Raw genomic sequence first — 12840 nt, 5'->3', positions numbered from 1 at the left:
TTCAGGGCCTGCGCAGCCGCAGGGTCATCAGCTCGAACGGACGCAGCCGTACGGTGATCCGCTCGCCCTCGCGGACCGGTTCCGGCGCACCCGCGAGCGGGCGTTCCAGGAGGTCGGTCACGGTGATGCCGGTGAACACGAAGCCGGGTGCGAGGGTGGGCCGGGCCCGGCCGCCGTGGGCCTCGTGGAAGCGGATCACCACGTCGCCGCTGCCGTCGTCGGCGAGCTTGACCGCCGTGATCACGACCGCGTCGTCGTCGACGGTGACCAGCGGGGCGACGTCGTGGGCCCCGGTCGTACGGCGTTCGGGCAGGTTGGCGCGCCAGCCCTCGCGGACCGCGTCGGCGATCGCGGCGCCGGGGACGAGGGCGTGCCGGAAGCGGTGGACACCCTGGTCGGTCTCGGGGTCGGGGAAGCGCGGGGCGCGCAGCAGGGAGGCACGGACGGTGGTCGTCGTGCCCCGGTCGCCGTCGGTCCGTACGGTGCGCATCACGTCGTGTCCGTACGTCGAGTCGTTGACGACGGCCACGCCCCAGCCGGGTTCCTCCAGGTGGACGAAGCGGTGGTTGCAGGCCTCGAACTTGGCCGCCTCCCACGAGGTGTTGGTGTGGGTGGGGCGGAAGACGTGCCCGAACTGGGTTTCCGACGCGTACCGTTCGGCATGCAGGTCGAGCGGGAAGGCCAGCTTCAGGATCTTCTCCGTCTCGTGCCAGTCGACTTCCGTGTCGACGACCAGCCGCCGTTCCCCCGGCGGCAGCGAGAACACCTGTGTGGCACGGGAGTCGCCGAAGACACGGACGATCCGTACCGATGCCCCGTCCTCGCCGACGCCGGTCTCGTCGGCGTGCGTGAGGTCGGTGACGGTGTTGCGGTAGAAGGCGTCGACGTCCCAGGCGTCCCACATGTTCGGGAAGTCCGGGTGGAGTTGGAGCAGACCCGCGGCCTCGCCGGGAGCGAGGGTCTCGCGGTCGGCGGCGAGGTCGCGCACGGAGACGACGAGGCCGCGGGCGTCGATCTCGACGTGCAGCAGCCCGTTGTCGAGCACGTACCCGCCCGCGGCACGGGGCGACAGTGCCGTCCCCGCGCCCGGGGCGTCCCGTACGCCCGCGCCCGCCGCCGGGACGCCGTCGCGCTCGTGCGGCGCCGCGTTGAACACCAGCTCGCGGGAGCCCTCCCCCGCCAGCGCCCGCTGGGCCCCGGCGATGACCGCCTCCAGTTCCCCGGCGACGCGCGCGTAGGTCGCCCGTGCCTCGCGGTGCACCCAGGCGATGGAGGAGCCGGGCAGGATGTCGTGGAACTGGTGCAGCAGGACCGTCTTCCAGACGCGGTCCAACTGCTCGTAGGGGTAAGGGAATCCGGTGCGCACGGCCGCGGTCGCCGCCCACAGCTCGGCTTCCCTGAGAAGGTGTTCACTGCGTCGGTTGCCCCGCTTGGTCTTCGCCTGGCTGGTGAGGGTGGCGCGGTGCAGCTCCAGGTACAGTTCCCCGACCCAGACGGGCGCGTCGGGGTACTCCGCCGCGGCCTTCTCGAAGAAGGCGGCCGGGGTCTCCCAGACGACGGCGGGCGAGCCCTCCAGATCGCGCAGCCGGGCGGCCCTGGCGACCATCTCGCGGGTGGTGCCGCCGCCCCCGTCACCGAATCCGGTGGGCGCCAGCGAGTGCCGGGCACGGCCCTTCTCGCGGAAGTTGCGTGCGGCGTGGGCGAGTTCGGAGCCGTGCATGGCGCAGTTGTAGGTGTCGACGGGCGGGAAGTGGGTGAGAATCCGGGTCCCGTCGATGCCCTCCCAGTGGAAGGTGTGGTGCGGGAAGGCGTTCGTCCGCGACCAGGAGATCTTCTGGGTCAGCAGCCACTTGGCGCCCGCCGCCCGGATGATCTGCGGGAGCCCGGCGGCGAAGCCGAAGGTGTCCGGCAGCCAGACCTCCTCGTTCTCGATGCCGAACTCGTCCAGGAAGAACCGCTTTCCGTGCACGAACTGCCGTGCCATCGCCTCCGATCCCGGCATGTTGGTGTCCGACTCCACCCACATCCCGCCGGCCGGCACGAACCGACCCCGCGAGACCGCCTTCCGCACCCGCGCCCACACCTCGGGCCGGTGCTCCTTCACCCAGGCCCACTGCTGCGCCTGGGACATGGCGAACACGAACTCCGGTTCGTCCTCGATCAGGGCGGTCATGTTGGCCGCGGTACGGGCCACCTTGCGCACGGTCTCGCGCAGCGGCCACAGCCACGCCGAGTCGATGTGGGCGTGCCCGACGGCGCTGACGCGGTGGGCCGAGGCGACGGCGGGCGCGGCCAGGACGGCACTGAGCCGTTCGCGGGCGCGGGCCGCCGTGCCGTTGACGTCCTGGAGGTCGACGGCGTCCAGGGCCCGTTCGACGGCGCGCAGGATGTCGTAGCGGCGCGCGGAGTCGACCGGCAGCTCGGCCATCAGCTCGCCGAGTACTTCCAGGTCGAGGACCAGCTGCCACACCGTCTCGTCGAAGACGGCGAGGTCCATGCGGGTGAGCGTGTACTGCGGCGCGTCCCCGGCGGTCTCCTTGTCGCCGAACGGGGTGGGCCCGGGACCGAGGACGAGCGGGTTGGCGGCGGCCTCGACGTGCAGGCGCACCCGCTCGCCGCCCGCGACGGGAGCCCCGACGCGCACCCACTGGTTGCGTGGGTTGAGGCCCTTCACCGGGGTGCCGTCGGGCCGGTAGACCAGACCCTCGCACTGGAAGCCGGGCAGATCCTGGTCGAAGCCCAGGTCGAGCAGGGCCTCGACGGTCCGCCCCGCCCAGGCCGCGGGCACGGTCCCGGTCACCCGGAACCAGCTGGTGCCCCAGGGGGCGCCCCACCGGGTGCCCACCTCGATCGGCCGGGGCTCGGCGGCGAGGCCCTCGGCCACCGGCACGGGTTCGCCGGGCGCATGCCACACCGCGACCTCAAGCGGCACGGACTCCGGGTACACGGCGGGGCGGATGCGTTCGGCGAGGACGCGGCGCAGGCGGTCTTCCACCAGAGTGCGGTCGTCATGCATGCGGGATGCTCCCTGCGGGGTTCCGGGCGTTCACGAATCGGACACGCTGAGGAACGCATTCCCCTCCGGGGGCCGCCGGACCCTCGACGTACCGCGCTCGACGGGGCACAGTTCTCCGTGCGTCCTGATGTGTACCGGCGAGTAGCCGACGAGTGAACGAGGAGTGCCGTGGGGAGCTGGGCCGGGCGGAGCGCCGCCGAGATCGCCGCCGCCGTGCGGGAGAAGCGGGTGACGCCGCGGGAGGTGGTGGCGGAGCACCTGGCGCGGATCGAGCGGCACGACGGGCGGATCGAGGCGTTCCGCACGGTGCGCGGGCAGGCGGCGCTCGCCGAGGCGGACGAGGTGGCCTCGCGCGCCGATCTGGCCGAACTGCCGCTCGCGGGGGTGCCGGTGGCGGTGAAGGACAACCTCGCGGTGCGCGGCGAGTCCCACCGCGACGGTTCCGCCGCGACCCCGGACACCCCGGCGGCCGAGGACCATGTCACGGTGGCCCGGCTGCGGGCGGCGGGCGCGGTGGTCGTGGGCCTGACGAACGTGCCCGAGCTGTGTGTCTTCGGTACGACCGAGGGCGTGTACGGCACCACACGCAACCCCTGGGACACCACGCGCACGGCGGGCGGCTCCTCCGGGGGCAGCGCGGCCGCGGTGGCCGCGGGGTTCGTGCCGATCGCGCTGGGCAACGACGGCATGGGGTCGCTGCGCATCCCGGCGGCGAACTGCGGTCTGGTCACCCTGAAGCCGGGGCCCGGGGTGGTGCCGGCGGGGATCGGCAACGGGGACTGGTTCGGCATGTCGGAGAACGGCCCGCTGGCCACGACGGTCGAGGACCTGCGGCTGATGCTGGGCGTGCTCGCGGACGCGGACTTCCCCGCCGCCGAGGAGCCGCCGCGGCGGACGATCGCGGTGGCCCTGCGCAATCCGCTGCCCGGGGCGGGCGTGAGCCGGCCGTACGCGAGCGCGGTCCGGCGGGCGGCCGGGGTGCTGGCGCGGGCGGGTCACCGGGTGCGCCGGGCGGAACCGCCGTACCCCGTGACGATGGGCGTGACCGCGCTGCGGTACTGGACGGCGGGGACGGCGGTGGACGCCGAGGGACTGGACCCGGCGCGGCTGGCCCGGCGCACCCGGGTGCACGCGGCGCTGGGCCGGCGCTTCGTGGCCTCGGTCCGCACCGGCACCGAACGCGACCGTCTGCGCGCCCGGCTGGCCCCCTTCCTCACCGAGCACGACGTCCTGCTCACCCCGGCCCTGGCCCGCCGCTCCCCCGCCGCGGGTCCCTGGCACGAACGCGGCTGGCTGCGCAACGTGCTCGTCAACTCCGCCTACTCCCCCTTCACCCCGCCCTGGAACCTGACCGGCTGGCCGGCCATGTCCCTCCCCCTGGGGACCCTCCCCTCCGGGGCCCCCTGCGCCGTCCAACTGGTGGGCCGCCCCGGCACGGAGCCCGTCCTGCTGGACCTGGCGGCGGAGCTGGAGCGGTCGCTGCCGTGGGAACGGACGGCGCCGCTGGCCGACTGAGGGGGCACGGCGGCGGACGGCACCGGTGGCGGGCCGGCACCCGGACGACACCGCGGCCGGCGCCCGCGGCCGTGCGCCGCTCGGCCCTGCCTGCCCCCGATGAGCCCCCGGGCCTCGTCGACCCACCTCGACACGGCATGGGCACCACAACTCTCGGCGACCGCCTCGGCCTCATCGAGGTACCGGTACACCGCCTCCCGCTCCGCCGTGGCGAGGTGCGCGCGTCCGCTTCCTGGACGACCACGAGGAGAACGCCCCGTCCCCGCCGCGGGAGCCGGGCATTTTCGGGGGTTACAGGAGCGACTTGTGCATCACGTGCAGGCCGACCGGGCCGTGGCGGGGATGGTCGAAGGCTTCCGGGACCGTGGCCAGGACGGTGAAGCCCAGGGAGGTCCACAGACGGACCGCGGGGTTGGTCTCGACCACGGCGTTGAAGACCATGGCGCGGTAGCCGTGGCGGACGGCCTCGGCGAGGACGTGCTCGGCCAGGGCGCGGCCGACGCCCCGGCCGGTCCGGGCGGGGTCGACCATGAAGCCGGCGTTGGCGACGTGGGCGGCGGGGCCGCCGTAGTTGGCCGTGAGGTAGGCGGAGCCGGCCACGGTGCCCGCCGGGTCCTCCGCGACGTACACGCGCTTGGCCGGGCTCATCCACAGGGCACGGGCGGCCTGCTCGTCGGTGTCGGGGTCCCAGGCGTACGTCTCGGCCGCGGCGACGATCCGATGCCAGAAGGGCCAGATCCGCGGCCAGTCGTCGGTAACGGCTTCCCTGATCAGCATGGGCGTGATTCTCGCAGGTCACGCCCATGCGCCGCGGAGATCGCGAACGGGTTCAGTCCACGCTGGGCAGGATGTGGGGTTCGGCCAGGTCCTCCTCGTAGCCCGCGAGGCGGATGGGGGCGGACCGGGCCCACACATCGAGGCTGCCGAGTTCTCCGGGCCGGCGGCCCGGACGCTCCGGGTGCTCTTCGGGGCGTTGCTCGCGATTCGTCTTTTCCGGTGTCACCGCGCACTCCTTATGTGTCGGATCACCCTCGGGGCGTACCGGACCGTGTGTGCTCCGGCGCTCACCGCCCGTTCGGGTCTGGATGAAAGGCCAGTTCGGGCGCGGTGGCGCCGGTACTTCGGGTGGGACGGGCCGATGATCTCCGGTACGCCCCGGACGGACGACATGGGTGCGGGTTGGGACCCCTTTTCGCTGTCCGTCCACTCCAGGTTAACCAAATGAGCGGACCTCTGCTCGATAGATAGTGCAAACAAGGGGTAACTATCGCGCTTCGATCAGCAACCCAATACCGTCCAATATGCAGCTATTCATGACAAATCGCATCGCCGGTACGACGCTCCGTATCACCCGTTCGGCCCATGCGACGCAGTTCAGGTGCCGTTGGCCGGGCCGCAAGCTCACCATGGTCTGCTGGCGCCCGACACGGCCCTCTCGCGGAAGGACTGACGCATGGAGCTGCGCAGCGTCGAGGAGCTGATGGACCTGCTGTACGCCGGCCGGCCCCAGCACGCGCTGCGGACCGCCGCGCTGCTGCGCCGCAGCCGCCCCGCCGACAAGGAGCTCCAGGTCGCGGGGCTGGTCCAGGGGATCGGGCCGCTGCTCGCCCCCGGTGACGAGGCGAACGCGGCACGCCGCGCCGCCGCGGCGGTACGGCCGCTGCTCGGGGAGCGGGTGTCCCGGCTGGTGCGCGGGGACGCGGGCCCCGCCGACGAGGACGTCCTGCGGCTGCGCCTGGCCGGCGAGGAGGGCCACGGCGCGGGCTTCGACGCCGGGGTGCTGGAGGACTGGCGCACGGTCCTGGAGCTGGTCGCCGCGCGCCACTCCCGGCTCGGCGCGGTCGACTGACCCCCGGGGCGGACCCCGGAGATCAGCGCGTGGCGCTCGCTACCACTTGCCCGGCGCGTAGTCCTTGAGGAAGACGCCGTACACGTCCTCACCGTTCTCGCCGCGCACGATCGGGTCGTAGACCCGGGCCGCGCCGTCGACCAGGTCGAGGGGGGCGTGGAAGCCGGCCTCGGCGAGGCGCAGCTTGTCGTAGTGCGGGCGCTCGTCGGTGATCCAGCCGGTGTCGACGGAGGTCATGAGGATGCCGTCGGTGTCGAACATCTCCTGGGCGCTGGTCCGCGTCACCATGTTCATGGCCGCCTTGGCGGCGTTGGTGTTCGGGTGCCCGGCGCCCTTGTAGCCCCGGCCGAACACCCCTTCCATCGCCGAGACGTTGACGACGTACGACCGTCCGCGCGCCGCCTTGCGGGCCGCGTCGGCCATCGCCTGGCGGAGCTTGCTGATCAGGATGAACGGGGCCGTGTAGTTGCACAGCTGGGTCTCCAGCAGCTCCACCGGGGAGATCTGCTCGATGCTCTGCACCCAGGTGTTGCTGTCCACGACGTCCGGCACGAGGCCGCCCGCGTCGATCGCGGTCCCGTCCAGGTGCCGGGCGACGCTGGCGTTGCCCGCGACCAGCGCGAGGTCGGCGACCTTCTGCGCGTCCAGGCCGCCGCCCCGCGCCTCCAGGGCACCGGCGCCGGCCGGCAGCGCGGTGATGCCGTCCACGGCTCCGGAGTTGAAGGCGCCGATCACCTCGTGGGCGGGCAGTTCACCGGCGGGCAGCGGGGCGCTCTCGCCCTCGACCAGGGCCGCGTACGCGGAGGGCAGCCGTCGTACGGTCTGCGTCGCGTTGTTGATCAGGATGTCGAGCGGGCCCGCCTCGGCGACCCGCTCGGCCAGGGCCACGGCCTGCGCCGGGTCGCGCAGGTCGATACCGACGACCTCCAGGCGGTGCAGCCACTCCGCCGAGTCCTCCATCGCCTTGAAGCGGCGGATGGCGTCCTTGGGGAACCGGGTGGTGACCGTCGTGTGGGCGCCGTCACGCAGCAACCGCAGCGCGATGTACATGCCGATCTTGGCGCGGCCGCCGGTGAGCAGGGCGCGCTTGCCGGTGAGGTCGGCGCGGGCGTCCCGCTTGGCGCGGTTCAGGCCGGCGCACTGGGGACAGAGCTGGTGGTAGAAGTAGTCGACCTCGACGTAGCGGGTCTTGCAGGTGTAGCAGGAGCGCGGGCGCTGGAGTATGCCCGCGATCCGGCCGGGCTCGACCCTGGAGGAGGGCAGGATGCCCTCGGTCTCGTCGTCGATGCGCTCGGCGGAGCCGGTGGCCGTGGCCTCGGTGACCGCGCGGTCGTGGGCGGTCTTGGCGGCCCGGCGCTCCTGGCGGCGGCGCTGCTTGACCGTCCGGTAGATGTGCGAGGTGGCCCGTCGCACCAGGATCGCGTCGGGGTGGTCGACGTCGATCGTGTCGAGCTCCTCCAGCACGCTGAGGCAGACGGCCAGGCGCTCCGGATCGATACCGGGGCCGTGGACGACCTCTTCCGCGGCCATGGGGTCCGTGGCCATGGAGCCGTCTTCTGTCACCGTCATCGCGCTGCCGTTTCCCTGATCCGCGCAGCGCTCCGACTCGCGCCCGCTTTCGAACGGGGAATTTTACGGAGCGGCGGGCCCGTGAGCCAAACCCGAGTGGATCACGTGCCGCCTCCCTGTGATCCCGGGCGCCCCACGGGCACCACCAGCCCCTCGTAACACACCCTCGGACGCCGGGCGTCAGCACACGCAGGCCGCGAGCAGCGCCTCCACCTCGACCGACACCGCGTGCGCGAACCGGTCCAGGTCCGGCACCGCCGCCGCGTCCGCGACCAGCCCGTAGTGCACCCGCCCGCGGTACGTGGAGATCGCGACCGCCAGCGACTGGCCGGGCGCGAGCGGGGCCAGCGGATAGACCTCGGCCAGCTCGTGTCCGCCGAGCCGCAGCCCTACTCCGGGCAGCGGCACGCTCGTGACCAGGATGTCGAACCACAGCCGCGCGGCCTGCCCGACGAGCGGTCCGCCGAGCCGGTGGCCGAGGGCGGGCACATGGTCGGCGAGCAGCGCGACCGCGCCGGCGCCCCGGTCGGGGCCCGCGTCCTTGTTGCGGACCATCGCGGTGCGCACGGCGGCGAGGCGGCCGAGCGGGTCGGGTTCGTCCACGGGGAGCCGTATCAGATAGCCGGAGAGCCGGTTGCCGGGTGGCTGGGCGGTGCGCGGGCGGCGCCGGGAGACGGGGATCAGGGCGCGCGGCGCGACCCCGGTACTGCCGTCGCCGCGTTCGTCGAGCCAGCGGCGCAACGCGCCGGCGACGACCGCGATGAGGACGTCGTTGACGGTGCCGCCGGCCGTCTTGCGCACCCGGTGCACATCGTCGATGTCGAGGACGACGCCGGCGGTGCGGCGGGTGCCGCTGGGCGGGGAGGCGAGCGCGGTGCTGGGGCGCATGCGCAGGGTGGACAGGGCGAGCGAGGCGCCGATGTCCAGGGCCCGGCCCATGTCCGAGAGGGCGCCCCTGACCAGGCCGGGGAGCATACCGGGCAGTTCGCGCACGTCCGGCAGCGTCCGGCGCGGCGGCTCGACGGCGCGCGGCGGCCGGTCGGGCATGTCCATCGGGTCGAGGACGCCCGCGGCGAGTTTGAGCGCGCGCAGGCCGTCGGCGAGGGCGTGGTGGAACTTGAAGAGCACGGCGAAGGAGACCCCGTCCTCGCCGGGCAGGACGTGCGCCTCCCAGGGCGGCCGGCCGCGCTCCAGCGGGCGTTCCATCAGCCGTCCGGCGGCCGCGTGGAAGTCGCCGGTCGGCGCGTGCAGCCGTACGTGGTTCAGCGGGTCGAAGTCCGGGTCGGTCTCGCGGGTGGCGCCGCCGAAGGCGAGCGGCCCCCAGACGTCGCGGATGCGCAGGCGGAGCCCGGGGACGGCGGCGGCGCGGGCGGCGAGCAGGTCGGCGGCGTGGGCGCCGGCCGTGGGCGAGTGCGCGCCGAAGACACCGAGCGCTCCCAGGTGCATCGGGTGCCGGTCGGACTCGATGTTCCAGAAGGCCAGGTCGAGGGGAGCGAGCAAATCGGGGGTCACGGGCTTGCCTCGCGCGTCGAAGAAAGGGAACTTCAGTCAATCCCCGACCGCTGATTACGGTCAAGTGCGATCGATATACGCTCAGTTAACAGCGGATAAAGTCCCGCCCCGCCGAACGGGGCGGGACTCAGGAGACGCCCGAGGTCACTTCAGTACCGGAGGCGCCGCCTGGGCCGACGTACCCCACTCCGACGGGCGCGGGCCGACCGTGAACGCCAGCGAGCGCAGGGAGCGCAGCGCACGCGTCGTCAGATACGTCCGCCCGTGCGCCGAGCCGTCCACGCGCACGCCCTGCACATAGCGGTCGGCGGCCGAGGTACCGGGCGCGCTGACGGTGAGTCCGCCGCTCGGCCAGTAGCGGCGGTCCAGGGTGAGGTCGACGCGGTCGAAGACCGGGGTGGACAGGCCCCAGGTGTCGTAGCCGGGCTGGATCGGGAAGAGCCCGATGGACGACAGGACGTTCCAGGCGGACATCGTGCCGAGGTCGTCGTTGCCGGTCATCCCGGTCGGCCCGTCGGTGAAGAGGGTCAGGGCCGCGTGGACGACGTCGGTGGTCTTCCAGGGCTGTCCGGTGGCCAGGTAGGTGTAGGGCGCGATGAGGTCGGGCTCGTTCATCGGGTTGTAGACGGCCGCGTTGTAGTAGGCGTACGCGTCGCCGTGCACCCACACCTCGCGGGCCGTCCGCGCGGGGTCGGCGAGCAGCCGGTCGTAGGCGAAGAAGCTGTCCAGGCGGTCGTTCGCCGCGTGCTTGCCGCCGATCAGGCCGACCATGCCGGCCAGGTCCTGCGGGACCAGCCACTGGTACTGCCAGGCCGTGCCCTCGTGGAACCCGGTGCCGAGCGCCGGGTCGGGGGAGCCGGTGAAGGCGCCGGAGGCGTCGCGGGCGCGGAAGAAGCCGGTCGAGGGGTCGAAGATGGTGCGGTAGTTGCGCGAGCGGGCCGCGTACCGGGCGGCGTCGGCATCGTGCCCGAGACCCCGGGCCATCTGGGCGAGCATGGCGTCGGCGAGGGCGTACTCCAGGGTGACGGACGCGCCGTGGTGGTAGTCGGAGTCGCCCATCTTGGCCAGCGGCCGGTCCTTGTCGAACGGGGCGAAGCCGTCCTTGATGTACTCCGCGTTGGCCTCCCGTCCGATGCCCGGGTTCGCGGCGGGCGGCACCCCGTCCGCGTTCTTGCGCAGCGCCCGGTAGGCCCGCTCCTCGAATCCCCTGAGCAGGCCCATCTGGTAGGCGGTGGTCAGGAACGGGGTGACCGGGTCGCCGCTCATCACGTTCGTCTCGACGGGGCCGTAGCCCCACTTGGGCAGCCAGCCGCCGTCCTCGTCGACCGCCACCACCGAGCGGGCCATGTCCCGCGCCTCACGCGGCGCGAGCAGGGCGAGCAGCTGCGCCTGGGTGCGGTAGGTGTCCCACAGCGACCAGTTCTGGTAGTACGTGAACCCTTTCGCGCGGTGGATACGCCGGTCCCAGCCGAAGTAGCGGCCGTCGGCGTCGCCGCCGATGTTGGGCGCGAGGTACGACCGGTAGAGCGAGGAGTAGAACGTGCGGCGCAGGGTGCCGGCGCCGCCCTTGACCCGCACCGCCGCCAGCCGCGCCTCCCACTGCGCGCGGGCCGACCGGCGCACGGCGTCGAACGGCCGGCCGCCCTCGGCGCGCAGATTGCCCGCCGCTCCGGACGGGCCGACGTACGACAGCGCGGTGGTCGCCTCGACGGTACGGTTCCGGGTGGTGTCGAAGCGGACATAGGCGCCGCCGCGTCCGCTGCGGGAGCCCGCGGTCACGGTGGCGCCGTCCCAGGTGCCGTACGCGGTGAAGGGCCGGCTGAACCGGGTGATCGTGTAGACCGTGTACGGGCCGGTGTCCCGGCAGAAGCCGTGGCCGGTGATCTGGGTGCGCACGGTGCGGTCGTCCAGGATCTCCACCTTGCTGCCGCTCGTCCTGTGCAGCGACTGTGCCGCGTTCAGCAGGACGTTGGCCTTGGCGGTGGCGGGGAAGGTGTAGCGCTGCACCCCGGTGCGGGCGGAGGCGGTCAACTCGGCGCGGATGCCGGAGGCGAGGCCCACGCGGTAGTAGCCGGGGCTCGCCTGCTCGTCGCCGTGCGAGAACGCGGCCGCGTACTTGGCGTCGTCCGTCTGCCCGATGTCGCCGGTGGTGGGCAGCACGGGCAGGTCGCCGCCGATGCGGCAGCCCACGCCCGACAGATGGACCAGCGAGAAGCCGCGGATACGGCTCTGGGTGTAGTCGTAGCCGGTGTTGTGTCCAGTGTCGGGCGAGAGCTGCACCATGCCGAAGGGCACGGCGGCGCCGGGGAAGGTGTTGCCCTCGTCCTGGCTCCCGATGAAGGGGTTCACCAGGTCGGTGAGGTGGCCGTCGGTCCGCTCGGCGGCTCCCGCGGCGGGGGTGGCGATCAGCGCGGACGCCGCCATCACCCAGGCCAGGCACAGCCGTGTGCGCCGGGTCCCTCTCATGTCGGATGACCTCCGGAGGTTCGACATCGTTGCCTGCATCGTGGCGGGCGAACGACGCGAAACCGGGCATTGCGCGGCGGGAGAGGGTAAACGCGTCGCGGACGAGGGTGACTTGACGGCCCGTGAGCGGCTCGGTCGCGGCCGACGGCCGGGTCTCAGCGGATCGGTCGATCTCCCTTGTCGCGTACGGCGGTTGGGGCGCGGGGGATCGCCGGGGGCCGGGGGAAGCAGCAGTCGCCGCAGACTCCGCCGCCGGGGACCCGGTAGTACAGGCAGCAACTGCGGCGGCGGAAGGCCGTGCCGGCGCGGGCGCCGGTGGCCCGCAGCAGGGGGTGGCCGAGGAGGTCACCCGTGAGCGCGCGGGTGCGGGCCGCGAGGTCGGTGCGCCCCTGGGCGCGGGCCCAGCGCTCCAGCTCCCGGGCGGCCCCGGCGAGCGCGGAGCCCGCGTTGCCCCACAGCAGCCCGGCCGCGATCCCGTAACGGACTCTCAGGGCTTCCCCCAGGGGCTCCAGGTGGCCGTGCAGCACGGCGTCGGCGAGGGCGGCCACGTCGCCGGGTCGGGGGTGGACCTCGGTGAGCCACAGGTCGTCGGGGGCCGAGGCGGTGATGTCCCAGCGCAGCAGACTCGGGTGGAGATCGGGCAGGCGGCCGTACCGGACGGCGCAGCCGAGCGCGGCCGACCACAGTCGGGCGGCCAGGCCCTGCTGGGTGATGGAGGCGGCGACGCGGGGCTCGGGGGTGCGCAGGCGGTGGGCGACGGTGCGGACGCGTGAGGCCAGGAGGCCGCCGGGGTCCTTTGGCGCGTAGGCCGCCGCGAGGGCCGGCAGGGTGGTTGCCGTGCCGGGGGTCGTACGCAGGGCGAAGAAGGGGCCCAGCGGGCGGAGTGCGGCGAGTTCGGGGTCGAGGTCCACGG

The 12840-nt window shown here is 73.4% G+C and carries 9 protein-coding genes; 2 read left to right on the top strand and 7 right to left on the bottom strand.

The genetic code is table 11. The annotated features are described in order from the left end of the window. Window position 1: 1 nt before the first annotated feature. Window positions 2-3016, bottom strand: coding sequence for an alpha-mannosidase (locus tag ACWDD7_RS08700; RefSeq protein ID WP_450456849.1), 3015 nt, complete (start codon window positions 3014-3016; stop codon window positions 2-4). A 168-nt stretch (window positions 3017-3184) separates the two neighbouring features. Here ACWDD7_RS08700 and ACWDD7_RS08695 point away from each other — a divergent pair, with 168 nt between their 5' ends. Next, window positions 3185-4531 (top strand): amidase, encoded by a 1347-nt coding sequence (locus tag ACWDD7_RS08695; protein WP_392217552.1) that lies wholly within the window; start codon window positions 3185-3187, stop codon window positions 4529-4531. Between the two features lie 291 nt (window positions 4532-4822). Here the strand turns inward: ACWDD7_RS08695 and ACWDD7_RS08690 are convergent, their stop codons facing one another. Next, complete coding sequence (locus tag ACWDD7_RS08690) at window positions 4823-5308, bottom strand: GNAT family N-acetyltransferase (protein WP_351877377.1); 486 nt, start codon at window positions 5306-5308, stop codon at window positions 4823-4825. A gap of 52 nt (window positions 5309-5360) precedes the next feature. Beyond that, window positions 5361-5534, bottom strand: coding sequence for a hypothetical protein (locus ACWDD7_RS08685; protein WP_351877379.1), 174 nt, complete (start codon window positions 5532-5534; stop codon window positions 5361-5363). Between the two features lie 450 nt (window positions 5535-5984). On the opposite strand from ACWDD7_RS08685, the gene ACWDD7_RS08680 reads away from it, so the two are divergent. After that, window positions 5985-6380, top strand: a complete 396-nt coding sequence (locus ACWDD7_RS08680) for a hypothetical protein (protein WP_450456848.1) — start codon at window positions 5985-5987, stop codon at window positions 6378-6380. A gap of 39 nt (window positions 6381-6419) precedes the next feature. Here ACWDD7_RS08680 and ACWDD7_RS08675 read toward each other — a convergent pair whose 3' ends face one another. From ACWDD7_RS08675 to ACWDD7_RS08660, 4 genes are all read right to left on the bottom strand, one after another. Further along, on the bottom strand, window positions 6420-7949 hold the full coding sequence (locus tag ACWDD7_RS08675) for an SDR family NAD(P)-dependent oxidoreductase (protein WP_450456847.1): 1530 nt from the start codon (window positions 7947-7949) through the stop codon (window positions 6420-6422). Window positions 7950-8129: 180 nt separating this feature from the next. Further along, window positions 8130-9461 (bottom strand): wax ester/triacylglycerol synthase family O-acyltransferase, encoded by a 1332-nt coding sequence (locus ACWDD7_RS08670; protein WP_351877385.1) that lies wholly within the window; start codon window positions 9459-9461, stop codon window positions 8130-8132. A 144-nt stretch (window positions 9462-9605) separates the two neighbouring features. Then, window positions 9606-11927 carry a GH92 family glycosyl hydrolase gene (locus ACWDD7_RS08665; protein ID WP_450456846.1) on the bottom strand — a complete coding sequence of 774 codons (2322 nt, stop codon included), beginning with the start codon at window positions 11925-11927 and terminating at the stop codon, window positions 9606-9608. 155 nt (window positions 11928-12082) lie between these two features. Further along, window positions 12083-12838 carry an IucA/IucC family C-terminal-domain containing protein gene (locus ACWDD7_RS08660; protein ID WP_450456845.1) on the bottom strand — a complete coding sequence of 252 codons (756 nt, stop codon included), beginning with the start codon at window positions 12836-12838 and terminating at the stop codon, window positions 12083-12085. Between the last annotated feature and the right edge of the window lie 2 nt (window positions 12839-12840).

The sequence above is a fragment of the Streptomyces sp. NPDC001056 genome, assembly GCF_053598955.1.
This window is presented reverse-complemented; position numbering and strand designations above follow the sequence as displayed.